This window comes from Dyella sp. M7H15-1 (assembly GCF_004114615.1).
Taxonomy (GTDB): domain Bacteria; phylum Pseudomonadota; class Gammaproteobacteria; order Xanthomonadales; family Rhodanobacteraceae; genus Dyella_B.
The window spans coordinates 3287755-3313324 of record NZ_CP035300.1 but is presented as its reverse complement, the minus strand read 5'-3'; the positions used below and the strand labels follow the sequence as shown (position 1 = coordinate 3313324).

Annotated in this window: 23 protein-coding genes, 1 tRNA gene and 2 pseudogenes; 10 read left to right on the top strand and 16 right to left on the bottom strand. The window is 59.3% G+C overall.

The window, feature by feature from the left end; genetic code table 11:
* Positions 1–33: 33 nt before the first annotated feature.
* From EO087_RS15195 to EO087_RS15155, 10 genes and pseudogenes are all read right to left on the bottom strand, one after another.
* A pseudogene (locus tag EO087_RS15195) lies at positions 34–1231 on the bottom strand (AAA family ATPase).
* Positions 1232–1372: 141 nt separating this feature from the next.
* On the bottom strand, positions 1373–2464 hold the full coding sequence (gene ychF, locus EO087_RS15190) for a redox-regulated ATPase YchF (RefSeq protein WP_128899602.1): 1092 nt from the start codon (positions 2462–2464) through the stop codon (positions 1373–1375).
* A gap of 131 nt (positions 2465–2595) precedes the next feature.
* Positions 2596–3201: an aminoacyl-tRNA hydrolase gene (gene pth, locus EO087_RS15185; protein WP_128899601.1), complete on the bottom strand. Its 606-nt coding sequence runs from the start codon at positions 3199–3201 to the stop codon at positions 2596–2598.
* Positions 3202–3307: 106 nt separating this feature from the next.
* Positions 3308–3961 carry a 50S ribosomal protein L25/general stress protein Ctc gene (locus EO087_RS15180; RefSeq protein ID WP_128899600.1) on the bottom strand — a complete coding sequence of 218 codons (654 nt, stop codon included), beginning with the start codon at positions 3959–3961 and terminating at the stop codon, positions 3308–3310.
* A 170-nt stretch (positions 3962–4131) separates the two neighbouring features.
* Positions 4132–5070 (bottom strand): ribose-phosphate diphosphokinase, encoded by a 939-nt coding sequence (locus EO087_RS15175; protein ID WP_128899985.1) that lies wholly within the window; start codon positions 5068–5070, stop codon positions 4132–4134.
* Between the two features lie 206 nt (positions 5071–5276).
* Positions 5277–5353 (bottom strand) — tRNA-Gln (locus tag EO087_RS15170).
* Between the two features lie 7 nt (positions 5354–5360).
* Complete coding sequence (locus EO087_RS16855; RefSeq protein ID WP_240669073.1) at positions 5361–5840, bottom strand: hypothetical protein; 480 nt, start codon at positions 5838–5840, stop codon at positions 5361–5363.
* Between the two features lie 68 nt (positions 5841–5908).
* A complete protein-coding gene (locus EO087_RS16850) occupies positions 5909–6433 on the bottom strand; it encodes a GNAT family N-acetyltransferase (protein ID WP_240669072.1) in 525 nt (174 codons plus the stop codon).
* A gap of 12 nt (positions 6434–6445) precedes the next feature.
* Positions 6446–7054, bottom strand: coding sequence for a lipoprotein insertase outer membrane protein LolB (gene lolB, locus EO087_RS15160; RefSeq protein WP_128899599.1), 609 nt, complete (start codon positions 7052–7054; stop codon positions 6446–6448).
* The gene (locus tag EO087_RS15155; protein WP_240669071.1) at positions 7051–8790 is read right to left on the bottom strand and encodes a tetratricopeptide repeat protein; all 1740 of its coding nucleotides are present in this window, start codon (positions 8788–8790) and stop codon (positions 7051–7053) included. Before EO087_RS15155 ends, lolB begins: the two co-directional genes overlap by 4 nt.
* A 93-nt stretch (positions 8791–8883) precedes the next feature.
* Between EO087_RS15155 and hemA the strand changes: the two genes are divergently transcribed.
* On the top strand, positions 8884–10164 hold the full coding sequence (gene hemA, locus EO087_RS15150) for a glutamyl-tRNA reductase (protein ID WP_128899597.1): 1281 nt from the start codon (positions 8884–8886) through the stop codon (positions 10162–10164).
* 87 nt (positions 10165–10251) lie between these two features.
* Positions 10252–11331, top strand: a complete 1080-nt coding sequence (prfA, locus tag EO087_RS15145) for a peptide chain release factor 1 (protein WP_128899596.1) — start codon at positions 10252–10254, stop codon at positions 11329–11331.
* 254 nt (positions 11332–11585) lie between these two features.
* Here the strand turns inward: prfA and EO087_RS15140 are convergent, their stop codons facing one another.
* The 4 genes from EO087_RS15140 to EO087_RS15125 form a co-directional block, all read right to left on the bottom strand.
* The gene (locus EO087_RS15140) at positions 11586–12314 is read right to left on the bottom strand and encodes a DUF6444 domain-containing protein (protein ID WP_128899595.1); all 729 of its coding nucleotides are present in this window, start codon (positions 12312–12314) and stop codon (positions 11586–11588) included.
* Between the two features lie 540 nt (positions 12315–12854).
* Positions 12855–13121 carry an acylphosphatase gene (locus tag EO087_RS15135; RefSeq protein ID WP_128899594.1) on the bottom strand — a complete coding sequence of 89 codons (267 nt, stop codon included), beginning with the start codon at positions 13119–13121 and terminating at the stop codon, positions 12855–12857.
* 1 nt (position 13122) lies between these two features.
* On the bottom strand, positions 13123–13590 hold the full coding sequence (locus EO087_RS15130) for a TlpA disulfide reductase family protein (protein WP_128899593.1): 468 nt from the start codon (positions 13588–13590) through the stop codon (positions 13123–13125).
* The gene (locus tag EO087_RS15125; protein WP_128899592.1) at positions 13587–14876 is read right to left on the bottom strand and encodes a YihY family inner membrane protein; all 1290 of its coding nucleotides are present in this window, start codon (positions 14874–14876) and stop codon (positions 13587–13589) included. The genes EO087_RS15130 and EO087_RS15125 overlap by 4 nt, the downstream gene beginning before the upstream one ends.
* Before the next feature lie 63 nt (positions 14877–14939).
* On the opposite strand from EO087_RS15125, the gene wrbA reads away from it, so the two are divergent.
* Together wrbA and EO087_RS15115 are read left to right on the top strand one after the other, a co-directional pair.
* Complete coding sequence (gene wrbA / locus EO087_RS15120) at positions 14940–15539, top strand: NAD(P)H:quinone oxidoreductase (protein WP_128899591.1); 600 nt, start codon at positions 14940–14942, stop codon at positions 15537–15539.
* Positions 15536–15892, top strand: a complete 357-nt coding sequence (locus EO087_RS15115; protein WP_128899590.1) for a DUF2069 domain-containing protein — start codon at positions 15536–15538, stop codon at positions 15890–15892. The genes wrbA and EO087_RS15115 overlap by 4 nt, the downstream gene beginning before the upstream one ends.
* A 67-nt stretch (positions 15893–15959) precedes the next feature.
* On the opposite strand, the gene EO087_RS15110 is transcribed toward EO087_RS15115, so the two are convergent.
* On the bottom strand, positions 15960–16946 hold the full coding sequence (locus EO087_RS15110) for a lytic transglycosylase domain-containing protein (protein ID WP_240669070.1): 987 nt from the start codon (positions 16944–16946) through the stop codon (positions 15960–15962).
* A 340-nt stretch (positions 16947–17286) separates the two neighbouring features.
* Here EO087_RS15110 and miaB point away from each other — a divergent pair.
* From miaB to EO087_RS15085, 6 genes and pseudogenes are all read left to right on the top strand, one after another.
* A pseudogene (miaB, locus tag EO087_RS15105) lies at positions 17287–18603 on the top strand (tRNA (N6-isopentenyl adenosine(37)-C2)-methylthiotransferase MiaB); the annotation flags it as partial.
* Positions 18577–19152: a GNAT family N-acetyltransferase gene (locus EO087_RS16845; RefSeq protein WP_343133218.1), complete on the top strand. Its 576-nt coding sequence runs from the start codon at positions 18577–18579 to the stop codon at positions 19150–19152. The pseudogene miaB and the gene EO087_RS16845, both read left to right, overlap by 27 nt.
* Positions 19153–19217: 65 nt before the next feature.
* Positions 19218–20240, top strand: coding sequence for a PhoH family protein (locus EO087_RS15100; RefSeq protein ID WP_128899587.1), 1023 nt, complete (start codon positions 19218–19220; stop codon positions 20238–20240).
* 17 nt (positions 20241–20257) lie between these two features.
* A complete protein-coding gene (gene ybeY / locus EO087_RS15095) occupies positions 20258–20782 on the top strand; it encodes an rRNA maturation RNase YbeY (protein ID WP_128899586.1) in 525 nt (174 codons plus the stop codon).
* A gap of 373 nt (positions 20783–21155) precedes the next feature.
* Entirely contained in the window at positions 21156–21995 is an 840-nt protein-coding gene (locus tag EO087_RS15090) for a transporter associated domain-containing protein (RefSeq protein ID WP_128899585.1), read from the top strand.
* A gap of 87 nt (positions 21996–22082) precedes the next feature.
* The gene (locus EO087_RS15085) at positions 22083–23291 is read left to right on the top strand and encodes a DUF4105 domain-containing protein (protein WP_128899584.1); all 1209 of its coding nucleotides are present in this window, start codon (positions 22083–22085) and stop codon (positions 23289–23291) included.
* Between the two features lie 6 nt (positions 23292–23297).
* On the opposite strand, the gene EO087_RS15080 is transcribed toward EO087_RS15085, so the two are convergent.
* Positions 23298–25436 (bottom strand): S9 family peptidase, encoded by a 2139-nt coding sequence (locus EO087_RS15080; protein ID WP_128899583.1) that lies wholly within the window; start codon positions 25434–25436, stop codon positions 23298–23300.
* Positions 25437–25570: the final 134 nt, after the last annotated feature.

The window sequence follows — 25570 nt, the reverse complement described above, 5'->3', positions numbered from 1 at the left end:
GCTCTTCGAGCAGAAAGATGATCCGCCCCTGCATCAGCACACGTCCTTGTTCAATCCTTCAAACAGGCCCTGTTTCCACAAGTAACCCGGGAGGTCGCCGGCGTTGAACAGCGCGCTCAGGTTTTCTGAATCACTGACCCGGTTGATCGTGGTGAAGCCCTGACTTTTGCGTAGGCAGTAGATTTCATCCAGCGTTAATGCGTTGAGGAAATCGGGCGAGTGCGTGGAAATGAACACTTGGCCACCACTGCTCTGCATAATCGCGAAATTCCTCGGCCAACTCAGGTAACAGTTCCGGATAGAGCTGATTCTCCGGCTCCTCAACCGCCAGCAGAGGGAAAGGCTTGGGATCGTTGAGTAGCACCAGATAAGCAAACATCTTGATGGTGCCGTCCGAGACATAGCGGGCAATGAAGGGGTCCCTGAAGCTCCCATCCTGAAAACGCAGCACGAGACGGCCATCTTCGGTCTGCCTGGGCTCAACAATCGACACGCCAGGTACACGTCGCTTCATGGCGTCAAGCACCCGATCGAAGCGGTCACGATGGTGCTCGTAGAGAAAATTGGCAACCAGTGGCAGGTTGTCCCCTCGTGTCGATAGATGCTCGGCAAAGCCTTCCTCCTGGCTGGGCCGAGCCTCGGAGACGTGGAAATCAGAGATATGCCAGCTCTCGATCATCAAGCGGAAGGCACTGGCGGCCTTGAAGCGCTCGAATTGCCCCAGGCCCTTGATAGCAAGGATGTCGGGCGCATCCAGCTCCTGTTCTTCGCGCCGAAGATCCTGGTCCGGCTTGGAGAAATCTTCCTCGTTGGTGATGGCGTAGCCCTTGCCACAGGAGAAATCGAGGAAGTGAAAAGGTGCGCCATGAGCACCACGTTTGTAACGCAGAACCTCGCGCTCCACCACCGGCTTCCGGTCGTTACCAACCCCCATTTTGAGCATGTAAGTCACGAGCCGCTCGTGCCCTGCAATTTCCAAACGAAATTGCAGGATCAGCTCGATGGGCTCCTGCGCAAACCCTCTGCTGGCCACCTCGCGGTAACCACCGCGCTTGGTAAGCGCCTTGCTTACATTCATCGACAAGGCATCCTTGAGGAAGGAGAACACATCGAACAGGGTGGATTTGCCAGTGCCGTTGGCCCCGACCAGGACGCACAAACGGGGAATGTTCTCCAGCCTCGTGTCCCTGAAGAGCCGGTAGTTTTTGATGGCAATGGACTCGATCTGCATGGTCTGTCCTGCTGCACCCTGTCAGTGAAGGTCGAATTCCATGGTGATGCGGAACTATGCCGGCGACAAGAGGCGGCCTTTCGGCATCGCCCCTTTTGCTTAGCCCAGACCTAAGAAGAGCAAGCCCCCGCGTGAAACCTCTCAAACATTGAACAGAAAGTGCAGCACGTCGCCATCCTTCACAACGTAATCCTTGCCTTCCTTGCGCAACTTGCCCGCCGCGGCGGCGCCGGATTCACCCTTGTACTGGATGAAATCGTCATAGCTCACGGTTTCGGCGCGGATAAAACCACGCTCGAAATCGGTGTGGATCACGCCGGCGGCTTGCGGTGCGGTGAAGCCGCGCTTGATGGTCCAGGCGCGCACTTCTTTCACGCCGGCGGTGAAATAGGTTTGCAGGTTGAGTAGTTTGTAGCCAGCGCGGATGACGCGGTTGAGGCCGGGTTCTTCCAGACCGAAATCCTTGAGCAATTCGTCGCGGTCAGCGTCGTCAAGCTGTGACAACTCTTCTTCGATGGCGGCGCAGACTGGCACCACTTCGGCACCTTCGGCCGCTGCCCGCGCATGCACGGCGTCGAGATGCGGATTGTTTTCGAAGCCGTCTTCGCGCACGTTGGCGATGTACATCAAAGGCTTCAAGGTGAGCAGGAACAGGTCGCGCACCAGTGCCTTTTCTTCCTCATCCAGGCCGAGGCTACGTGCGATCTTGCCTTCGTTGAGGCCGGCGGCAAGTTTTTGCAGCACGGGCTTTTTGGCCAGTGCCTCCTTGTCGTTGGCCTTGGCGGCGCGCTCGGCGCGGTTGAGTGCTTTTTCGACGGAATCGAGGTCGGCCAGGGCCAGCTCGGTGTCGATGGTTTCGATATCGGCGATGGGATCGACCTTGCCGGCCACATGCACGATGTCGCTGTGTTCGAAGCAGCGCACCACGTGCGCGATGGCATCCACTTCGCGGATGTGCGCCAGGAACTTGTTGCCCAGGCCTTCACCCTTCGAGGCGCCAGCGACGAGTCCGGCGATATCGACGAATTCCACCGCGGTGGGAATCACTTTCTGCGGATTGACGATATCCGACAGCGCTTGCAGGCGCGGATCGGGCACCGGCACCACGCCCACGTTCGGCTCGATGGTGCAGAACGGGAAGTTGGCGGCGGCGATGCCTGCCTTGGTGAGCGCGTTGAACAGGGTGGACTTGCCGACGTTAGGCAGTCCGACGATGCCGCACTTAATGCCCATGGCGTGCCCCTGCTTTTGCTGCGGGACTCGGGACTCTGGACTTGGGACTCGGAAGAGCGGCGCGCTGATTCATGTGTGGGGTAAATCCAAATGATTTGAAAGATTACGAGATAGTGAAGATGCAACAGCTATTACCGGGTCCCGGGTCCCGGGTCCCGGGTCTCGCTTGTATGAAGCTGCTGCATCGCCTTGTCGAACTGCCCATCAACCGCCAGCGTCAGCACACCCAGCGCGCGGCTGACGCCATCGACGATGGCGTCCTCATCTTTGGCAGAGGGGCGGCCCAGTACCCACGGCGTCACCTGATCGCGGTGACCCGGATGACCGATACCAACGCGCAGGCGATGGAATTTGCCATGTCCGAGATGAGCCATGATGTCCCGCAGACCGTTCTGGCCTCCATGGCCGCCATCGAATTTCAGGCGCACGATGCCGGCGGCAAGATCCAAATCATCATGTGCGACCAAGCATTCTTCGGGCTCGATTTTGTAGTAGCGCAGCGCCGAGGCGACGGCGATGCCGCTTTTATTCATGAAGGTGGCGGGCTTCAGCAGCCACATCGGCTGGCCGCCGATGCGTATTTTGCAGGTTTCACCGTGCAACTTACCGTCGAAGCCGAAGCGCTCACCCTGCCCTGACGCCAGGGCGTCAACAAACCAGAACCCGGCGTTGTGCCGGGTTCGGAGGTATTCGGTACCGGGATTGCCCAGTCCGACGATGAGTCGTAGACCTGCCATGTGTAGGGTCGCTCACCTTGCCACAAGATTGGCCCCTCACCTCACCCCCCCCGGGGAGAGGGAGAAAAGCGTGCTTTTCCTTAAGGGAGAGGAGGCAAGAAGCGGCTTATTTCTTGGCAACGTCGCCGGCCGGCTTGGCTTCGCCTTCGCCTTCGGCTGTCGGGGCTTCGTCGACTTCTTCCTGCACGAACGCAGCGGTAACCACGGCCACGTCGTGATCGGCGCCCAGGTGCAGGGACAGGATATCGACATTGGCCGGCAGCTTGAGTTGCGCCAAGTGAACGATGTCGCCGGGCTTGAGATCGGCCAAGTCGAGTTCAATAAACTCCGGCAGGTCCTTCGGCAAACAGGACACTTCCACTTCGTTGAGGTTGTGCGAGATGACCACGCCAGCGGTCTTGCCAGCCGGGGACTTGTCTTCGTTCAGGAAGTGGATCGGCACATTCACGCGAACGGCTTCGTTCTCGTTGATGCGCAGAAAGTCCATGTGCAGCATCTGCTGCTTGAACGGATGCTTCTGCCAGTCACGCACCAGCACCTTCTGTACCTTACCGTCGACGTTCAAGTCGAGCACCGAGGAGAAGAACCACTCGTTGCGAGCGGCGAGCAGAATGGTGTTGTGCTCGACCTGGATGCTTTCTGCGGGCTGGCCCGCACCGTAAACAACGGCCGGTACAAAAGCCGCGCGACGCAGGCGGCGGCTCGCACCTTTCCCCTCGTCCTTGCGGCTCTGAGCCAGAATCTCATGAGTCTTAGCCATGTCAGTATTGCCTTAGGTTTTGAGAAGCCGCCTCGCGGCGACTGGACTGACTCCCCCGCGACCAGAGGAGCCGAATTGCCCGTCCTAAGCGGACGGAAAAGCTTGCAAGTATACAGAAAATCAAACACTCTTGCTCCCTCTCCCGGGAGGGGAGGAGGAAAAGCAGAGACTTAGTCGATGTAGAGCGAACTGACCGACTCACCAAAGGCAATACGGCGGATCGTCTCGGCCAGTAGCTCGGCCACCGAAAGCTGACGGATCTTGGCGCAGCCCTTAGCGTCCTCACGCAGCGGCAGCGTATTGGTCACTACGAGCTGGTCGAGCTGGGAACCTTCGATATTGCGGATCGCCGCGCCAGACAGCACCGGGTGCACGCAATAGGCAACCACCTTGCGGGCGCCACGCTCCTTCAAGGCGGCCGCAGCGGCACACAAGGTGCCGGCGGTATCGACGATATCGTCCACCATCACGCAAGTCTTGCCTTCGACATCGCCGATGATGTTCATCACGGTGGCCACGTTGGCCTTGGGACGGCGCTTGTCGATGATGGCCAGGTCGGCGTCGTCCAGGCGCTTGGCGATGGCGCGGGCGCGGACCACGCCGCCTACGTCCGGACTGACCACGATCAGGTCGTCCATGCTGTAGCTGCGCCAGATGTCGGCCAACAGGATCGGCGAGGCGTAGACGTTGTCCACCGGCACATCGAAGAAGCCCTGGATCTGGTCAGCGTGCAGATCCACTGTCAGCACGCGGTCCACACCGGCCGTGCCGATCAGGCGGGCGACCAGCTTGGCGGTGATCGGCACGCGAGCCGAGCGTGGACGGCGATCCTGGCGGGCGTAGCCGAAATAGGGAATGACCGCGGTAACACTGGCGGCGGAAGCACGCTTGAGCGCATCGACCAGGGTCAGCAGCTCGAACAGATTCTCGGCGCTCGGTGCCCCCGTAGGCTGCAGCACGAACACTTCCTGCCGACGAACATTCTCTTCGATCTCGATCTGCACTTCACCGTCGCTGAACTTGCCGACGAGCGCCTTGCCCAGCGGCACCCCCAGTCGATGAGCGACATCTTCAGCCAAGGCACGGTGAGCGTTGCCGGCAAACAGCATCGGGCTGGACGTATCCACGGTTGTTTCCTCAGAAATCAGGCCATTGAGTTAGCTGATCGTTGAAAAAGCGCTTTTCTGCGCTTTTTCAACTCACCTGGTTTGACGCATGTCCGAACCAAGCTCCGCTTTATCACGCACTGTCGTGCGTGATTCGCGGCAATCCATCCATGGATTGCGCAAACAGGGGTCAAAAACCCTGTTTTATATGGCTGGGGCGGTAGGATTCGAACCTACGCATGCGGGAATCAAAATCCCGTGCCTTAACCAGCTTGGCGACGCCCCAGTGTTACTCAGTTTTGTAGTCTGCTCCCCAGCGGCCGGCTAACCCACCGCAACGTGACGTGCGAGCACCCGATGCAATGGTGCAACCCGACGCCCTCGGCCACCGAGGCCGCGAACGTTGCCGGACAGCACCCGGTGACTGCTTCAGCCCGTTCGGACGTTGCCGTTTCGAGAAAAACACAACCACCGCTACCGGAAAGCCGCGCGTGGTAGTGGCTTCCGAGCCAATCCAATGCCGCAGCAACCCGAGGGTAACGCGTGCGAGCAACTGGCTCGAACACGTTCTCCAACGTTTCGCCGGAAGCAAAGGATGAAATTGTGGCGGGGGGCGCAATGCGTGTCAATTCAGTTGCTTGAAATAATTCATCGATTCGTACGTTTTCGCGCGAATCCAGCACCACATACCAGCGGCGCGGCAGCTTGATGGGCTTGCTGCGCTCGCCCGCGCCAGTCACCCATGCGGAACGGCCACGCACGAAGATCGACACATCCGAATCCAGATGCCGGGCAAGATCAGTCAGAGCATTGATCTCCAGATCGCAACACCAGATGTGATTCAGCGCTGCCTTAAAGTGCGCGACATGAAGACGCGCAGCGTGTCGGGAAAGCCGTTTTCGCGATCCCGCGCGCGCGCATAAGCAAACGCAGGATCGTTCTTGTCCACGACGACAAAGCCGTGTTTGGCATAAAAAGGCGCATTCCAGGGCACATCCGCCAGCGTGCCAAGATCGACTCTGCGATAGCCCGCCGATCTGGCCCAATCACAGGCGTGCTCCAGCAATGCAGCCCCCATGCCTCGCCGACTGTATTCGGGCAGCACATCGATTTCGGCAATTCCGGCGACTTCGCTGCCTTGCTCGGTATCGAGCCATACAAAACCCACGGGCTCGTCTCTATCGTCTGGCAAAGCGACCCAAACGAGACCTTGCTGAATCGCTTCTTCTAGCTGCTCCGGCGGAATCGAAACGACCGAGTAAAAAGGCCACGCCCGGTGTTCGCGAAACAGCTCGATAGCGGTGCGCTCGATGGTGCAAATCGCCTGGACATGCGCTGTGTTGGCACGCTCGATACGGAATGACATGGGCAACGCAGCCTATTGGATTGTCCAGGTGCTGATCATCAACTTGACGGAGTAAGGTGGTTTCTCAGCAAACACTTTGGTTGGCAACGGCGGCTGGCGCGCGTTGTCCCAGACGGGATAGCTGATCGCCCAGCCATCCTGCTGCAGCAATGACGGCAATTTGTCGTTACCAAAGCTCAGCTCGGCATTCGTTCCTGGCATGCGCACCCCCAACACCCATGCCCGCAACTCATCCAGCGGCACATCCCAACCCAACGCATGGCGCATCAGCGCCTCCGCATTAGGACCCTGCAACGGACCACCATCCAGGCCTTCCAGCAAGGCGTTATCCGGACCACCGGTAAGACGGAAGCTCTTGCCGATGATCGGCGTGCGGAAGGTAAATTCGTAGTGATCCCCATCCTGTGTCCAGGTCAGCGAGCCAGGGCCGCCGTCCTTGCCATTGGTGATGGAAATCCGCCCTTGCAGTGTCCAGTGATTGGCATTGGCCAGTTGCTGCTCACGCGCAACTTGCTGCGCCAGCGAAGCGGCATCGCCTTTGTTGCGCACGAGTTGCTGGGGGGCGCAAGCAGCCAACAGCAGCGGAGCTAGCGCTGCGAGAAAACGAAAAGATGATTTCATGGGCGAAGACGCTTCAAGGTTTCTTGCAGGCTGTTGTTATGTGGATCCATGCGGCGCACTTCATCGAACACTTGCTGTGCCTGCTCATGCTGCCCCTGCTTCCACAGCACTTCACCCAGATGCACACCAACGTCCGCATCCTTGCCGGATTGCCAGGCGCCGCGCAACACCTGCGCCGCTTCGTCGAGATGACCCAGCCGGTATTGCATCCAACCCCAGGAATCGGCAATCGAAGGATCGTTGGGTTTCGCGGCACGTGCAGTGGCGATCAGCTTTTCCGCTTCTGGCAGATCACGTCCCGCGTCAGCCAGCGTAAAACCAAGTGCATTAGTGGCATCGATATCGTCCGGCTTGATTTGCAGCAAGCGGCGAAAGTCAGCTACCGCCTGATCGATCTTGCCGATTTCGGCATAGGCCAAGCCACGTCCGTACAAGAGATCCGGGTCATCCGGTGCGACCTGCAAGGCGTGGCTGTAAGCGTCAGCGGCTTCCGCGTAACGCTTGTCGCGCATATACAAATCCGCATCCACTTCATAAGCACGACGAAGCTGCGCCGGTTGATCCAGGTAATCGGTCTGCATCTCGGCCAATTGTTGATGCGCTTCGGCACTGCGCCCCAGGTCCTGCAGCAGGATCGCGGTACGCAAATCGGCATCGAATGCATGATCGTCGTCGTCCGGCACCTGGTCGTACCACTTCAGCGCCTCTTCCTTGCGATCAAGCACTTCGGCCAACTGCCCAAGCAGGTACGCACTGGCCGTACGCACATCTTCCGGCGCCTGCGACAGTTGCTTGTAGACCTGCTCGAGTGACTTGTTGTTCTTGGCACTGGCGGCAAGTGCCGCGCGCATGGCATAGGTCTGCGCATTCTGCGGCCCCTTCTCCAACAGCTTTGTGGCCTGGGCGTACTGCCCGCTTTGTCCAAGCAGGGATGCATAAGTCAGGCGCAAGCCAATGTTGCTGGGATCTTTCACCTGAGCCTGCTTCAGCAGGCTCAGGCTGCCCGTGCGATCGCCATGGTTGAGCTTGAGCTGGGCGGCCCAGGTATAGGTCTCGGCGGTGCCAAAGCGCTTCAACGCGCCATCGGCAATCTGCTGGGCATAGGTATGGCGGCCAAGTTGTTCGCCAAGTTCGCTCATCGCCAGCCAGGCCTTGGGGTCCGACGGCAGTTTGTCGGGGGTGGCCAGCGATTGCAGGAGGCTGGAGGCCAAGGCGGCATCACGGCTACCGACCAGCACGCGTCCGAACATGTGCCAAGCGTCCTTGTCACCACTGGCCAGCAACAGCGAGAGCTGACGCTCGGCCTCTTCCGTCTGCCCCTGCTCCACCGCCAGCTCGGCGCGTGCCTGAGCCAATTGTGCCGGTTTCGCCCCCAAGACTTGCCAGCGACCGATGGCGTTCCGCGCGGCATCCGGGTCATGGATCGCGATGGCCAGAGCGGCTGCCTTGCCGGCCACTTCCGGATCACTGGAAATCATCATGGCCTTGCCATAAGCCTGCGAGGCCGTCTTGAGATCCGCCCCCGACAACGCCAATTCACCGGCCATGAGCTGGGTCAGCAGATCGTGATCCGGGTCTGGCTTGGCCACTGTCATCCGCGCGAGCGGCTGCGGCGATGCCTTCGCGTTGACACCGGCCCGATCGGGTATTGCGGCGCATCCGGCCACGCCAAGCGCGACTAACCCTACCGCCACATACTGCCGCACTTGCTTGAACTTGACCGCTCCGCTCAGCACACTATTCCTCCACGTCTTCTGTCGGTTCCGGTCATATCCGGCCATGCCTAGTCTACGCTGGCCAACGCCCATCGCCCTCCATCTCATTACGCCATGAAGCTGATCGCCCTCGGGCTCAACCATCTCACAGCGCCGGTCAGCCTGCGCGAGCAGGTGGCGTTCGACGAAGATGCGACCACCGCGGCGCTGCGCGAACTGGCGCACGAGCCCGGCGTCGATGAAGCAATGATCCTCTCCACCTGCAATCGCACCGAGCTTTACGTAAGCGTCACGACCGGCGCGGAAAACGTTCCGCAGGAATGGCTCAATCGTCACCATCGTCTGACTCCTGGCAAGCTTGACGAGTTCCTTTACCGGCATGATGACGAAGCGGCTGTGAGGCATATGTTTCGGGTTGCCACCGGGCTGGATTCGATGGTGATCGGCGAGCCGCAGATTCTCGGCCAGGTGAAGGACGCCTACCAGCAGGCTCGTGAAGCAAACGCACTCAAAACGCCCATGGACCGCCTGCTGCAACATACCTTTGCCGTGGCCAAGCGGGTACGTACCGACACCCGCATCGGCGCGCATACGGTATCGGTTGCTTTTACTGCCGTACGCCTGGCCGAACGGGTGTTCACCGACCTGCGTCAGGCTTGTGTACTGCTGATCGGAGCCGGCGACACCATCGAGCTGGTGGTACGCCACCTGGCGGAAAAACAGGTGCGCTGCCTGATCGTCGCCAACCGCACGCTGGAGAATGCACAGGAGCTGGCAAGCCGTCACGGCGGTTACGCCATTGCCCTGCACGATCTTCCGCGGCATCTGGCCGAAGCGGACATCGTGATCGCCTCCACTACCGCACGCCAGCCGGTACTGACCCGCGCGATGGTGGAAAAGGCCATCGCCACCCGTCGCCGCAAGCCGATGTTCATGGTCGACATTGCCGTACCGCGCGATATCGAACCGGCCGTGGGCGAACTCGACGACGTCTATCTCTACGGCATCGACGACCTGCGGCAGGTGATCGACGACAACCGCCGCTCACGCGAGCACGCGGCACGCGAAGCCAACGCGATCATCGACCTGCAAGTCGAACGCCACATGGCCTGGCGTCGCGTGCTCACGGTGAAAAACCCGGCACTGGACCTTCGCCAGCACGCCGAAACCTATCGCGACCAGGTGCTGGAGAAGGCACGCACCATGCTAGCCCGCGGCAAATCCGCGGACGAAGCACTGTCGTTCCTGGCCAATACACTGACCAACAAGCTGCTGCACCATCCCAGCGCACGTCTGCGCGAAGCGACACTCAGCGGTGATCACGACCTGCTGCATGCGGCAGGACGGCTCTACGGGCTGGACGAAGACAAGAAAATAAAGACGAGTGACGAGTAGCGAGGGCGGCTGGTTGCCGCGTCCGCACGTTTTTCATCCATCCGTTTTTCATCCATCCGTCGCTAGCCCCTTGTCTCCTGCCCATCCATGACACCTTCCATCCGCCGCAAACTCGAAGTCATTGCCGAACGCCACGAAGAAATCGGCCTGCTGCTCAGCCAGGAAGAAGTCCTGGCCGACAACACCCGCTTTCGCGAACTTTCGCGCGAATACGCACAATTGGAACCGGTAGCCGACGCCATGCGCGAGCAGACCGGCATCGAACGCGAGCTGGCCGACGCCCGCGCCATGCTCGATGATCCGGAATTGCGCGAGATGGTCGAAGATGACATTGCTCGCTTGGAAGCACGCGCTATCGAGCTGGAAAGCGAGTTGCAGCTACTGCTGATCCCTAAGGATCCGCACGACGAAGCCAACCTGTTCCTAGAAGTGCGCGCTGGCTCTGGTGGCGACGAAGCAGCGATCTTCGCCGGCGACCTGTTCCGCATGTACACCCGCTACGCCGAGCGCCAGCGCTGGCAGGTCGAAGTGCTGAGCGAGAACCCAGGTGAGCACGGCGGCTACAAGGAAATCGTCGCCCGCATCGAAGGCAAGGGCGCGTTCTCCTGCCTGAAGTTCGAATCGGGGGTGCATTGCGTGAAACGCGTGCCGTTGACTGAATCACAAGGCCGCGTGCACACCTCGACCACCACCGTGGCCGTATTGCCCGAACTGGACGAGATCGGGGAAATCGAGCTTGCCCCGGCCGATCTGAAAATCGACACCTTCCGTGCGTCGGGTGCTGGCGGCCAGCACGTCAACAAGACCGATTCGGCCATCCGCATCACTCACCTGCCCAGCGGCATCGTGGTGGAATGCCAGGACGAACGTAGCCAGCACAAGAATCGCGCTCGTGCCATGAGCCTGCTCAAGGCACGCCTGCTCGACGAGGCACAGTCCAAGCAACGCGCCGAACAGGCCCAGTCACGCCGCTTGCAGGTCGGCACCGGCGATCGCAGCCAACGGATCCGCACGTATCGCTACAAGGACAATCTGGTGACCGACCATCGGATCGGCCTGGACCTGCACCGCCTGTCGGAAATCATGCAGGGCGACCTGGATGAGATGATCAGAACCCTTACCCGCGAACATCAGGCCGACGAACTGAAATCGCTGGCTGGTGGCTAAAAGCATCCGATGACACACATCTTTTTTCGATCTCAGGCCGGGTGAGTACGGCGTGAACCCCTCTCCCTTCTGGAGAGGGGTTGGGGTGAGGGTGCGGCCAGGGCGCGAAAACAAAGATTTGTGCGAGAACGACATGCGCAAGAACTGAAGCGCTCGCTTCGCCCGGACCCTCACCAGTCCTGATGTAGCCTAACCGTCGCGTCACCCTTCAGCTGCCCTTGTGGCCCGGTTACACACCGGGTTTACGCTCGCTCTTAGGCTTTGCCGGGGCGACGACCGTCCGCACCTGGACCATCGCTTGAGGGCGGTTTGAATGAAGTGTGAGAGTCGAGCTTGAGCTGTTCTTCCAGCTCACGCACACGCGCCCGCAGCACTCGGTACTCACGCACCAGTTCCCCGATCAGCTCATGGCAGCCCTCTACCGTATTCGGCAGTTTGCTCGCGAGAGCGGAGGTGCTTGGTGGCTTCGGGGGCATCGGCGGGAGTAGATCTAAGTCGGGGTGGGGTTGAATAGTTACAGGCTGAGCGACTTGTTCGACAGAACCGAAATGGTTTAAGTCGACGTTGCCGGCTTCATCATGCAAGCTTTCGGGAGAGTGGCTAACCGTGTGGATTATCGTCGTGCCATCGCCCGGGGCATCCACCCGAACCGTATCGCCGTCCGCCGTCATTATATGGCCCGTTAGTGTTAAGTGCGTATCGCCGGTGACGACCACGAGGGCGCCATTGGGCAATTGCACGAAAGCACCTTTCTTCGCATCAAGCGCTACATCGTTGTTGAGTATCGCGGTGGCTCCCCTACCCACCGTGACGTGTGAATGCCGATACACCGTGACGGTGGGCCCGCCATGCGCATTAACCGTCGCACCTCGATACGCGTGTACGACGGCCCTACCAGAGGCGTTCACCGTTGAGCCTGACTCTGCCCACACGGTTGCATAGTCTTGCGCCGTGATCACGGCGCCCTGCTTGGCAGTCACCATGGCGCGGTCCTTGACAAGGGCTGAACCATTAACGTCCCTACGAGTGTGGCCTTGTACCGTTTCCTGGTATACGGCGTGTTCCTGCGAGTTCGATGAATCGCTTGGTAAGGAAAACTTAGAAGGATTTATGCGTTCCATGTGTTCATTCCACGGTTGGTTTATGGATTCATAGGGTGGAGCGTGCCATGCTCTGTTTTTTTGCCGTATTAAGCGACATGACTACGGCAGATTGCCTCGACATGACCCTTCAGCGAGGCCACCGACATACCGTTTGCATCTTTTGCTTCACGCAGCGTGACAAGAGCGTGACGAGGAACGGGGCTCGGGCTTCCTCGAGTAATGGCTTCAGTAGTTCCCCGTAGGCGCCGATCGCCGCGGCATGCCCCTTTTGCAACGCCATAAAAAGCCCTGGTGTCTGGGGGCTTTTCCACATTTTTTCCGCGTTTTTGTGCATAAAAGCTCATTTGAGCCAACACACCCCTGATTCCGTGATCGCCTAACGCGCAATGCGCTAAGTCAGGGGCCATGCGCACTGCGCGATCAACCCACCGCAAACCCGTTCGCTATCGGTTCCCGGTATTCACTGCGCACCACATCGTCTACTCGTGCAGCCGGCGGGCCTTGCCATAACCATTGCTCCAGTTCATGCACCGCTTCAGACCGGCCACAGGCCACCACCTCCACCCGGCCATCAACCAGATTGCGGACATGGCCATTCAATCCCAGCCTGAGCGCTTCGTTGCGTGCACTCGCGCGAAAGAACACCCCTTGTACCCGGCCGCTGACGATGAACCGTACGCCGCTCATGTCATTTTCCGATGGCCGTACTCAGCGAAGCAGGTGTAATCGGCCCCATGAAGTGCTTGGCCACCTTGCCATCCGGGCCAATCAGCCAGGTCGTGGGCAGGCCCAGCGGTTGATCGAAGTCCTGCAGCGGCTTGTCCATCGTGACCTGCGCCACGGGAAAACTTACCGGATGCTTTTTCAGGAAGGCACGAATGTCCGCCGGATCCGTATCGTCATACGCAATGCCGATCGCCTTGACATTCTTATGCGTCGCCACGAAATGGGAAATATCCGGCAGTTCCTTCACGCATGGTGCACACCAGGTCGCCCAGAAATTCACAATCACCCAATGGCCACGTTGCGAGGCGATGTTATACGGCTTGCCGTCCAGCGTCGTGACTTTCAGCGACGGCTGCACGGGCATCGCGGCAAAGGCGGGGGCCGCCAACACGCATGCGGCTAGCAGCAACGAGGATGCCAACAACTTCATGTTTCCGATTCCTGGGTTTGTGAAAGGAGGCGCCTGGACATGGCAGGCTCATTGACAGGATAAACCTTGTCCAGATGTGTGCCCATGGTCGCATGCAGCGTATTGGCCACCTTGGCTAGCAGCGACAGCAACTCGGATGGCAATTCGATGCCCGCGGAAGCCGCCTGTTCGACCGGATTCAAGGGCATGCGGTAACGGTTGTGCCGATAGACATGCAGCAGATCCGTGGAATCCAGGCTGCGTGTCAGCAGCCAGTAGCCCGTTTCGTTGCGCTGGATCAACCCGGCACGCGACAGATCCTCGAAATAAGTGACAATGGCCGTGCTGCGCAGACAGGGTTCGGCAGCCCGTATGACCGTGGGATCAACACTGCGTCCGGCACGCTGCGCATCAATAAAGTGACGCAACACCACCAGCAGGCCAAGAAACTCGGCACCTTCCGGCAGGGCATCACACGGCTTTTGGTATTCGAACGCCGACACGGATGCCGCCATCGATGCACACAAAATCACAATCACCCACGATAGATAGATCCACAGCAATAACAGCGGAATGATCGCCAACGCGCCATAGATTTCCTGGTAGTTCTGTGCATGCCGCACGTAGTGGGTAAACCCCCAGCGCGCGATCTCGAACAACAGCGCGCCAAGCACGGCGCCCATCGCCGTATGCTTCTTGTTGACGCGGCGGTTGGGCACGGTGGTGTACAACAGCCACAACGTTAGGAACGTCACCACAAAAGGCATCGCCTTGAGCAACTGTTGAGCGATGCCCAGCGATTCCGTCGCACTACGCAGCATCGGCACCGCCGCCACATAAGACGTCAGCGCAATGCCGCCCACGACCAGCACCGGCCCCAACGTCAGCGCGGCCCAATACAACAGCAGGCGCGGCCCCCATGGGCGATGGATGTGCACGTTCCAGATGCGATTGAGACGATCCTCGATGCTGATCATCATCGACACGGCACTGAACAGCATCACCAAGATGCTTATGCCGGTGAGTTTGCGTGCGTTGGAAGCAAAGTCGATCAGCGCGTTCTGCACCGTCTCGCCCGCTGCGGGTACAAAATTGCTGAAAACGAAATTGATCAGCGTGTCGCGGGCGTCCTCGAACATCGGGAATGCCGCGAACATGGTCAGCACCACCACGGTGAGCGGCACCAGCGAGACCAGCGTGGTGTAGGAAAGGGCGCCAGCCGTCTCGAAGCACTTGTCATCGAGGAAGCGCTGCCAAAGAAAATGGCCGAAGGTCAGCATACGGTCACGGTCAAAGCGCAGGTTCATGGTGCCAACATCCCTGGTAACGCGCTTACACTATCCCATAGACACTGAATGACCAAAGCGCGCATGAACGACATCCTGGTTCTCTACTACAGCCGTAGCGGCCATACCGCCCAACTGGCCCGCTTGATCGCCCGCGGCGTGGAGGAAATCCCCGGCATGCGCGCACGCTTGCGGCAGGTTCCCCCGGTAGCTCCCGTGACAGAAGTCGCACAGCCTCCCGAGCCCGAAGATGGCGCACCTTACGTCACCAAGCAGGATCTGCACGAGTGCGTTGGCCTGGCTCTGGGCAGCCCGACCCGCTTCGGCAATATGGCCGCCCCTCTGAAGTACTTTCTGGATAGCACTGGTGCCGAATGGGCCAGCGGCGCCCTGGTCGGCAAGCCGGCCTCCGTGTTCACCGCCACCAGCACCATGCACGGCGGTCAAGAGTCCACCCTGCTGAGCATGGCGTTGCCGCTGTTTCATCACGGCATGCTGTTGCTGGGCATTCCCTATACCGAGCCGGCACTGACCAGCACACTCAGCGGCGGCACCCCTTACGGCGCCAGTCATGTCGCTGGCGCCAAAGGTGAGAATGCCATCAGCGAACATGAGCGCGAATTGGCTCGCGCGCTGGGCCGCCGCTTGGCGGACACCGCGCGTAAACTGGCAACAAACACATGAGCGCACCGCTATCCGCCACGTCCCGCGTCGGCATTGCCGCATGGATAGGGCTAATCGTTTTGCAATGCGCGTGGTATGCGTGGTTGTTTCCACCACAGCACATATCGGTGTGGCTGGTGCTGGCGATAACAGTGGTTCCGTTATGGCTGCCTTTCTTTGCCATTTGCAACGTGCGTCGCGCACTGCTGTGGACGGGCATCCTGAGTCTGTTCTATTTCTGCCACGGCATTGCGGAAAGCTGGAGTTCGGCGCAGGAGCGTGTGCCCGCACTGATCGAAGTGCTGCTTACGCTGGTGTTGATTGGAGCACTCGGCACCGGCGTGAAACGCAAATCAGCGCCACGCTTGAGTTAAGGCAATGCTGAATCAGTAATACGCAGTGGGTCTACAACACTCTCAAGGTTATTTCTGAGACACCCCATTAGAGACTCGCCGACGCCGGCGGATGCATGGCCTTGTTGTACCGCTGCAGCAATTCATCCACGCGCCGCACGTAGACCTGGGTTTCCGCATACGGGGGCACCCCGTTGTAGTACAGCACGGCCGCTGGACCTGCGTTATAGGCCGCCGCGGCCAGCCGCACATCGCCGTTGAAGTTTTTCATCAGCAAGCCGAGGTAGCGCGTGCCGCCGCGGATGTTCTGCGCGGGATCGAAAGCGTCTAGCACACCCATATCATTGGCCGTACCGGGCATCAACTGCATCAGGCCCTGTGCGCCTTTCAGCGACATCGCACGCGGATTGAACGCGCTTTCGGCATGGATGATGGCGCGAATCAGCGCTTCATCCACACCCGATTCCAGGCTCGCGTTGTGGATCACGTCCGCATAGTCGGTCAGATCCAAATGCACCGTGCCCCAGTTGATCGGCGAATGCAGGTTGCACGCCATGCAGGTGGCCATGTAGCTGAAGAGCCGCGTGACGTTACGGGCCAACTTGCCGGCCGGCATGATGTTGGTGTACTCCACGCTGCCGTCTTTGTGCACGACGCGATAGACCGCACCGCGCAGCACGCGATTGTCTGGAGAATCCTGGGCACTGCTGGCCACGTCCGGTGTCGAGGACAAGGCGTTGTCGCGCGACTCGTTATACGTCCACTGTCCCGGCTTACCCGACAAAGGCGAAGCAGCCTGCACTACCCGCGCAGACGTTTCCATCCCACCTTCGATCCGATCCAGCGACACCACGATCGGCGCCATCGGCTGCGCCGTGGTATCTGCCCAGCCCATGACCCACGCGAGCGAGGCTACTTCCTTCTTCGCACCACCTCGCCGCGCGCCCGCAGACGACAGCGCGCTGGCGTACGAACCCAGTGACTTGCAATCGTGATAGCCGACGGTGCTACTGGTAAAAACCGCCTCCCCTTGCGAACCGACACAGCGGTACATGGTGCCCGCATGTGTAGGCAAGACACTCAGCAACAGCAAGAAAAAGGCACAGCCGAATACGACCTGGAACAGGGTCGACAAAAGCGCGGAGAGGCGGTTTGTCCGGGGGCCGGCGCCTCCCCCTTGGCGTACGGCAGCGAACATGGCGGCAGTGTGCCCCGATGGCACACCCGTGCCAAGCCTAAATAGCTGATTTCGTGAGCCGGAACATATCTCCCCCGCCAAAGGAGACCGGGAGAAAAGCCGATCCGCAAGTGCTTGATCCACCGGCGCTGTCAGTGGCACCCTGCCCACTCGACTAGTAAGATGTGCGGTTCGGCGCAACCTGCGCCCAACCTTCGATTCCACGGTATTGAACGCCATGAGCGGCAAGCTTTTCATCAAGACCCACGGCTGCCAGATGAACGCGTACGACTCGGCCAAGATGGCCGACGTGCTGAAGGCGTCGCATGGCCTGGAATTGACCCAGGACGAGTCAGAAGCAGATGTGATTCTGATCAATACCTGCTCGATCCGCGAAAAGGCGCAGGAAAAGGTTTTCAGCCAATTGGGCCGCTGGAAGGAATACAAGCAAGGTGGCAAGCCGGTACTGATCGGCGTGGGCGGCTGCGTGGCCTCGCAGGAAGGCGAGGCGATCATCAAGCGCGCCCCGTACGTGGACCTAGTGTTCGGCCCGCAAACTCTGCATCGCCTGCCCGAGCTGATCGAGGCCAAGCGCACCACCGGCAAGCCGCAGGTGGACATCAGCTTTCCCGAAATCGAAAAGTTCGACCGCCTGCCCGAACCGCGCGCCGAAGGTCCGACCGCCTTCGTGTCGATCATGGAAGGCTGTTCCAAGTACTGCTCCTACTGCGTGGTGCCTTACACTCGCGGCGAGGAAATCAGCCGCCGGCTCGACGATGTGATCGTGGAAGTAGCGCAGCTCGCCGACCAGGGTGTGCGCGAAGTAATCCTGTTGGGCCAAAACGTCAACGCCTATCGCGGCCCCACGCACGATGGCGGCACGGCGGACCTGGCCGTGCTGATCCACGCCATCGCGCAGATCGAAGGCATCGGCCGCATCCGCTTCACCACCTCGCATCCGCTAGAATTCTCCGACTCGTTGATCGAGGCGTATGCCAACGTGCCGCAACTCGCCAACTTCCTGCACCTGCCGGTGCAGGCAGGTTCGGATCGCATCCTCACTGCGATGAAACGCGACTACACAGCGCTGGAGTTCAAGCAGAAGATCCGCAAGCTGCGCGCGGTGCGTCCGGATATCTGCATCTCCTCCGACTTTATCGTCGGCTTCCCCGGCGAGACGGAAGAAGATTTCTCCAAGACCATGAAACTGATCGACGACATCGGTTTCGATCAGAGCTTCTCCTTCATTTTCTCCTCGCGCCCGGGCACGCCGGCAGCGAACCTGGCAGACGATACGCCGGCCGAGGTGAAGAGCGAACGCCTCGCGCGCCTGCAAGCCGTGCTCAACGCCAACGCAAAGAAAATCAACGAAGCGATGGTGGGCACGGTGCAGCGTGTGCTGGTGGAAAAACCAAGCAAAAAGAATCCGAACGAGCTGACCGGCCGCACCGAAAACATGCGCTATGTGAACTTCCCTGGCCCAACAAGACTGATAGGCCAGTTCGTGGACGTAGTGATCACCGAAGCGATGACCAACTCGCTGCGTGGACGGATTGGCAGTTGGGACAGCCAAGCGGCCCGAGTCGGCATGAGCGCAACCCCTGCGAACCCGGGTTTACGCATCCGCGTGATGCCGTACCAGGCGGAGCACTTCGAGGCGGCGACGGGCTTGATTGTCGCGATCCAACGCGACGAATTCGGTTTCGACATCGATCTGGCAAAACAACCGGATCTGTCGGAAATCCCGACGTTCTATCAATCAGGCACGGGGAACTTCTGGGCGGCGCTGGATGGTGATGTCGTGGTCGGCACGATTGCGCTGAAGGATATCGGCGGGCGGATGGTGGCCTTGCGCAAGATGTTCGTAGCTGCGAAATACCGTGGCGCGGAATGGGGGGTTGCGGCGAAGCTGCTGGATACCGCGATGGGTTGGGCAAGACGGCATGCCGTGCTTAGCGTCCTGCTCGGCACGACGGAAAAATTTCGTGCCGCGCATCGGTTCTATGAAAAGCATGGCTTTACGTTAGTTGAGAAAGAATCGTTGCCGGACAACTTTTTTTTCATGTCAATTGATACGCGCTTCTATCGTCTTAATCTCGAATAAATACATGCCGATACGAACCTCACATGTACCCGTCGTCCCGGCAAGGGCCTGGACTCAGCGTCTTTATGAATAACGGTCTGAACCAACGCGACTTCGCCCTAGACCCCGAAGACAACGCCCGGCTCACCAACCTTTGCGGCCCGTTCGACGAACACCTGCGCTTGGTGGAACTGCGCCTGGGTGTGGAAATCGACCATCGCGGCAATCTGTTCCAGGTGATTGGCGAAGAAGGCGCCACGCGCGCCGGCGAGAAAGTATTGAAGGCGCTCTACGCAACCACCGAAAACGAATCGCTCAACGGCGCGAAGATCCATTTGCAACTCGCCGAATCGGGCATTGACGCCATCACCGAAGAAGCAGCCGAAGGCGCACAGGAAGTCGTCATCAAAGTAAAACGCGGCACGATCAAGGGCCGCGGCCCGAATCAGGCGCGCTACCTGCATGCCATCACCACGCACGACATCAACTTTGGCGTGGGCCCGGCAGGTACCGGCAAGACCTATCTCGCCGTCGCCAGTGCGGTGGAGGCACTGGAAGCCAACCGCGTGCAGCGTTTGCTGCTGGTACGTCCAGCGGTGGAAGCCGGCGAAAAGCTCGGCTTTCTGCCCGGCGACCTGTCGCAGAAAGTCGATCCTTATCTACGTCCACTCTATGACGCGCTCTATGAAATGCTCGGCTTCGAAAAAGTCGCCAAGCTGATCGAGCGCAACGTGATCGAGATTGCGCCGCTGGCCTATATGCGCGGTCGCACGCTTAATGATTCCTACGTGATTCTGGACGAAGCGCAGAACACCACGGTCGAGCAGATGAAGATGTTCCTTACCCGCATTGGTTTCGGCTCGGTGGCTGTGATTACCGGTGATGTCAGTCAGATCGACCTACCCCATCACGTGCGCTCGGGCCTGCGCCACGCGGTCGAAGTGCTGCGTGGCGTGGATGGCATCAGCTTCACCTTCTTCACCTCGCGCGATGTCGTGCGCCATCCGCTGGTGGCGAAGATCGTGCGTGCGTATGAAACGTTTGAAGAGAGTGACGGGACGCGGGATGCGGGACCCGGGACCCGGGAAAAACAGAACCCCAACCGCTGACAAACCAACCAGCGCCTATGCCCACCCAACACCGTTTTGCCGCTTTGCCGAGTCCCGGGTCCCGGGTCCCGAATCCCGCCATCGTCCACCTCAACTACGGCGTGGCTCGCAAAGGCTTGCCTTCCGCACTAAGCTTCCGCCGTTGGGTAGACGCCGCGCTCGCGGGTGCGAAGCGACGCCCCCCCGCTGAGTTGGCCATTCGCATCGTCGGCACGCGCGAAGGTCGCCGCCTCAACCGTAACTATCGCGACAAGGATTACGCCACCAACGTGCTGTCGTTTCCTGTCGAGCTACCACCCGGCGTGAGCTTGCCGCTGATCGGTGATCTTGCGATGTGCGCCCCCGTCGTTGCTCGCGAAGCGGTCGAGCAAAACAAACTCCCGAACCATCACTGGGCCCACCTGACCGTGCATGGCGTATTGCATCTGCTGGGCTACGATCACATCGAAGATGCCGAAGCGGAAGCGATGGAAGCACTGGAAACACGCATCCTCGCCAAACTTGGGATTGACAATCCCTATGCCGTTGAACGCGACACCTAAGCAGGCAAAGTTCGCAGGCGATTTCGTCCGCTCGATGTGGGACAACACACAACATCGCTTCCTAGTCGGCACCCTGGATGCCCAGCATTCGTTCTATGCCACCTAGCAGAAACGGGAGAGCCTGGAGCTGAACCAAACGGTCAACCACGTCAATCTGTACAAGGCCTTAGGTGGTGGCTGGCGGGAACCCGGGCACCCAGCGCTCACACCCATATGGCAGACAGGAGGGCCGCAGCAATCTCCCTAGTAATAGGTTGAGCCGGACCGTCCAAGGCCCGGCTCCGCGGCTTCCTGAAGCCTTGTTCCTGAATCGTCACGACTTTTCCGCTAGACTCTGTCTCCCGCCCATATCCGGGCAGTTTTTCCAAGAGTAATGAACGAGGACCCTGGCAGTACCAGCGGCCCGGTCCACCGAAAATGGTGGGATCGACTGGGCCATTTGTTTTCCGGCGAACCCCGCAACCGCGAAGAGCTGATCGACGAGTTGCGCACCGCCCAGGCCAACGGCCTACTTGGCGCCGACACCCTTCCCATGCTGGAAGGCGCGCTGCGGGTCACCGAGCTCAACGTCGATGACGTGATGGTGCCACGCGTACAGATCGTGATGCTCGACGTCGATGCCCCCCTCCCCGACATCCTTGCCGCCGTGGTCGAATCCGGGCACTCGCGCTTCCCGGTGCATGGTGAAGACAAGGACGACATCCTCGGCATCCTGCTCGCCAAGGACCTGCTGAAGTACTTCGGTAACGGCCACGACTTCGACATCCGCGCGATCTTGCGTCCAGCGGTGCTGATTCCCGAATCCATGCGCCTGAACGTACTACTGGCCGAGTTCCGCCGCAGCCGCAACCACATGGCACTGGTCGTGGACGAATACGGCGGCGTCGCCGGCCTGATCACCATCGAAGACGTGCTGGAAGAAATCGTCGGCGAAATCGACGACGAGCACGACGACGAGGAAGAGCCCGACCTGATGCACGCCCAGGCCGAGGGCGAATGGATCGTGGATGCACTCACCCCGATCGCGGACTTCAACGAAGAAATCGGCGCATCCTTCTCCGACGAAGAATTCGATACCATCGGCGGCATGGTCACCTCCGAATTCGGCCACCTGCCGGAAGTTGCCGAGCAGATCGCTATCGGCGACTTCGAGTTCTATGTCACGCAAGCAGATGATCGCCGCGTGCAGCAATTCCGCGTCGTGCACCACTAAGTGCTTTCCCCTCTCCCGGAGGGAGAGAGACTCTCGCCCTACCCATCTCCCGATAAGCTACCCACTTTCTCCCCATCGGTTCCGCCCATGAAGCTCGCCAGCCGCCTGCTGCTGACCCTTGCCTTGCTCCTGTGTAGCGCGTACGCATGGGCCAGCGTCAGCGAAGCCTCCGGCAGCAACCTCGAAGTCTCACTCATCACCTACGGCCCCGGCGACATTTACTGGGAACGCTTCGGCCACGACGCCATCGAACTACGCGACACCGCCAGCGGCGAAGAAATCGACTTCAACTACGGCGTCTTCAACTTCGACGAGAAGAACTTCTTTATCAACTTCGCACGCGGCCAGATGCACTACCTGATCAATGCCGAAGTCACCCGCGACGAAGAAGATTTCTACAAACAAGCCGGCCGTTCCATCACCAAGCAACGCCTTGCACTCACACCCGCACAAGCCGTCGCACTACGCGATTTCCTGTTCTGGAACCTGCGTCCCAAAAACGCCGTTTACAACTACGACTACTACGTCGACAATTGCACCACCCGTGTTCGCGACGCGCTGGATCGTGCGCTCGGCGGCGCCGTCCAATCCCGCCTGACCACCCTGCCCAGCGGAATGACCTACCGCCAGCAAACCGTACGCCTGATGAGCGCCCAGCCGTGGCTGATGCTGATTCTCGATCTCGGTCTAGGACCGTACGCCGATCATCCGCTCAATGCCTGGCAGGAAAGCTTCCTGCCAGAAGAACTACAAAAGAACCTTCGCCATATCACCATCCCCGATAACCACGGCGTTACCCAGCCACTGGTACAGAGCGAAGAACTGCTATCCCCCAACCGCCTCAGCGCACCGCCCACCACACCACCGGATTTACGCATTCCACTAGGCATCGCCGGCTTGCTGCTGGCTGCACTGATCGTGCTGACATGGCATCACGCACCGCTTATCTACGCACTACTGAGTGAATTGTTCTTACTGCTTGCAGGCGCTGCCGGCCTGCTGATGCTGATCCTGTGGACCCTCACCACACACCACTCCGCCTGGGCCAACGCCAACCTGCTGCTATTCAACCCATTCGCCTTTGCATGGCTACGCCCGCTTTGGCGCGCACGCCGCGGCGTGGGGCTATCACGATTCGCCAACGGTGCACTGCTGCTTCAATTGATCGCGCTGTTAGCAGCCATGCTTCTACACCTGCTGCCCGATGTCGTGCAGCAAAACCAGCCGTGGATTCTCTTCGCACTACCCTGCTGGCTGGCGCTGGCGTGGGCGCTTAGGCAAACCAAACAAGTCTGAACGGTTTTATGGGGCCACGGACGAGGCGTTCGGGGCTGTCCACCTCTTCAGCCAAGCATTCACCGCCTCGTGCCACTGCACACTGTTCTGCGGCTTCAGTACCCAGTGATTTTCGTCCGGAAAGGTGAGAAATTCGCTGGGGATGCCTTGGCGTTGCAGCGCGGTGAACGCACCCAAGCCCTGGGTGATCGGGATGCGAAAGTCATCGCCGGAGTGGATCACCAGCATGGGCACACGCCAATCCTTGACGTCATTGAGCGGGTTGAATTTCTCGTAATTCTCGGGCACGTCAAACTGGCGTCCGCCATTTTCATGTTCTTCGAACCACAACTCATCGGTTGCGTAGTACATCATGCGGGTATCAAACACACCGTCGTGATCCACTAGACACTTCCATGGCTTGTTCCACACGCCTGCAATCCAATATGTCATGTAACCACCATAGCTGGCACCGAGCGCGCATGCACGATCACCATCCAAGAAGTGGTATTTGTCCAACGCAGCTTGCCAGCCAAGCTTGAGATCATCCAATGGCTTACCACCCCAGTCACCTGAAATGGAATCGGTGAAAGCTTGACCGTAGCCGGTCGAGCCATGGAAGTTGATGGTAACCACCGCAAAGCCCTGTCCTGCGTACGTCTGCGGATTCCAGCGATAGCTCCAGTCGTTGTTCATCGCCCCCTGCGGACCACCATGAATGATGAAAGCGACCGGGTATTTATGGCCTGCTTTATAGTTGACAGGCTTCACCACATAACCCTGCACCGCTTCGTTGTTCCAACCCTGGAAGGTGAAGAATTGCACATCACCCATCTTGGCGTTCATCAAGCGTGCCGAATTAAAGCGTGTTATCTGCTTGAGATCCTTTCCATTGGTAGAGACCGTATAGAGATCAGAAGGGTGCTTGAGATCGTCTCGTGCCAGCAAAATGCGCTTGTCGGAGATGGAGTACGCGCTCACGGAACCGTTATCCACCAGCTTGTCGATCCTGCCGGTGGCAACGTCCACGGTGAACAAAGGATGCTGACCTTCATCGTCTGTTGTCACGAATAACGTCTTGCCATCCGCGCTGATCTGCATACTGCCAGCAGAGTGATCCCATGATGGATCCACTTCTCGCGTGACGCCGGTGGTCAAATCCATCGCCATGATACCAAAACGATCCGCTTCGAAAGCCGGCGTCTTCATAGCAAGGTAATATAACGTCTTGCCATCCGGTGAAGGCACTGGATAAGCATCCCAAGCCTTGTTCGCCTCGGTCAGATTCTGCGGGGCGGAAGAGCCATCCGCCGGCACCTTGAACACATCGAAGTTAGTGGACCATGGCTCGCTATCGCCGGCAATACGTGCATTGAAGTACACCGTATGGCTATCGGACGAGAACGCAAATTCGCTTTCGTCACCAAACGGCTTGCTGGGAACATCTCCTTCGATGCCGCGACTTAGCAGAGTCGGCTCAACCGGCAGAGTGCCATCGACACCAAAGCGGGCGATGTAAAGCTGATTGCGACGACCATCCAACCAAGTGTCCCAATGCCGCACGAACAGTTTGTTGTAGAGCATGCCGGAGGATTTGTCCCTGGCGTGACCCTCCAGGCGTTCCTTGGTGCAGGCCAGGTCGTTGCAGTCGGTGAAAACAGCGTAGGAAAGCAGCACGCTTTTCCCATCGGGGGAAAGCTTGAAATTTTCGATATCCAGAGGACCATGAGTTACCTGTACTGGAGCGCTTGCTCTATCCAGGCTCCACCCACGTGCCGACACCGAAAAATCCAATCGCCATAGCTGCGCTACGTCCCCAGCGGGTGATACGTAGTAAAGACTATGTCCATCTGGGGACCAGCGAGGGGAAGATGCCTGCTTCGACACAACCCTGATAGGCTGACTGCCGCTCGCACCAAGGTCCTGCACGTAGATCGCGTTGACACCCTTGTTGCCAGCGTAGTCGGTGCTTCGCACGCTGAAGGCAGCGTAACGGCCATCAGCGGAAAGTTGCGGATCACTGACGCGATCCATCATCACCAGATCACTGATGTCGAAAGGGTGCGAGGAATGGCTTTCAATCAATACGCCTCCGGTGGCCGGAACACTTGCCGCCAAAGATATGCCTGTGACGGCCAGCAACATCGCTGCGAACAACAGTTTCATGAGAACTCCCTAGACCGAAAACTTGCGACCTCAAGATATGCGCAATGACTCATTGCTAAGTGTCACCAAGCCGGCACGTGTTCCAAGGCATGGGTGGCTTTGTTTTACATTACTCTCAGTGCTCGCGCTTGGGC

Bases quoted from the DNA above. Each gene is read 5' to 3' on its own strand.
- ychF (WP_128899602.1), bottom strand. From the start codon at position 2,464: ATGGGCATTAAGTGCGGCATCGTCGGACTGCCTAACGTCGGCAAGTCC.
- pth (WP_128899601.1), bottom strand. From the start codon at position 3,201: ATGGCAGGTCTACGACTCATCGTCGGACTGGGCAATCCCGGTACCGAA.
- EO087_RS15180 (WP_128899600.1), bottom strand. From the start codon at position 3,961: ATGGCTAAGACTCATGAGATTCTGGCTCAGAGCCGCAAGGACGAGGGG.
- EO087_RS15175 (WP_128899985.1), bottom strand. From the start codon at position 5,070: ATGCTGTTTGCCGGCAACGCTCACCGTGCCTTGGCTGAAGATGTCGCT.
- EO087_RS16850 (WP_240669072.1), bottom strand. From the start codon at position 6,433: ATGTCATTCCGTATCGAGCGTGCCAACACAGCGCATGTCCAGGCGATT.
- lolB (WP_128899599.1), bottom strand. From the start codon at position 7,054: ATGAAATCATCTTTTCGTTTTCTCGCAGCGCTAGCTCCGCTGCTGTTG.
- hemA (WP_128899597.1), top strand. From the start codon at position 8,884: ATGAAGCTGATCGCCCTCGGGCTCAACCATCTCACAGCGCCGGTCAGC.
- prfA (WP_128899596.1), top strand. From the start codon at position 10,252: ATGACACCTTCCATCCGCCGCAAACTCGAAGTCATTGCCGAACGCCAC.
- EO087_RS15140 (WP_128899595.1), bottom strand. From the start codon at position 12,314: ATGGTGACTGCCAAGCAGGGCGCCGTGATCACGGCGCAAGACTATGCA.
- EO087_RS15135 (WP_128899594.1), bottom strand. From the start codon at position 13,121: ATGAGCGGCGTACGGTTCATCGTCAGCGGCCGGGTACAAGGGGTGTTC.
- EO087_RS15130 (WP_128899593.1), bottom strand. From the start codon at position 13,590: ATGAAGTTGTTGGCATCCTCGTTGCTGCTAGCCGCATGCGTGTTGGCG.
- EO087_RS15125 (WP_128899592.1), bottom strand. From the start codon at position 14,876: ATGAACCTGCGCTTTGACCGTGACCGTATGCTGACCTTCGGCCATTTT.
- wrbA (WP_128899591.1), top strand. From the start codon at position 14,940: ATGAACGACATCCTGGTTCTCTACTACAGCCGTAGCGGCCATACCGCC.
- EO087_RS15115 (WP_128899590.1), top strand. From the start codon at position 15,536: ATGAGCGCACCGCTATCCGCCACGTCCCGCGTCGGCATTGCCGCATGG.
- EO087_RS16845 (WP_343133218.1), top strand. From the start codon at position 18,577: ATGACCAACTCGCTGCGTGGACGGATTGGCAGTTGGGACAGCCAAGCG.
- EO087_RS15100 (WP_128899587.1), top strand. From the start codon at position 19,218: ATGAATAACGGTCTGAACCAACGCGACTTCGCCCTAGACCCCGAAGAC.
- ybeY (WP_128899586.1), top strand. From the start codon at position 20,258: ATGCCCACCCAACACCGTTTTGCCGCTTTGCCGAGTCCCGGGTCCCGG.
- EO087_RS15090 (WP_128899585.1), top strand. From the start codon at position 21,156: ATGAACGAGGACCCTGGCAGTACCAGCGGCCCGGTCCACCGAAAATGG.
- EO087_RS15085 (WP_128899584.1), top strand. From the start codon at position 22,083: ATGAAGCTCGCCAGCCGCCTGCTGCTGACCCTTGCCTTGCTCCTGTGT.
- EO087_RS15080 (WP_128899583.1), bottom strand. From the start codon at position 25,436: ATGAAACTGTTGTTCGCAGCGATGTTGCTGGCCGTCACAGGCATATCT.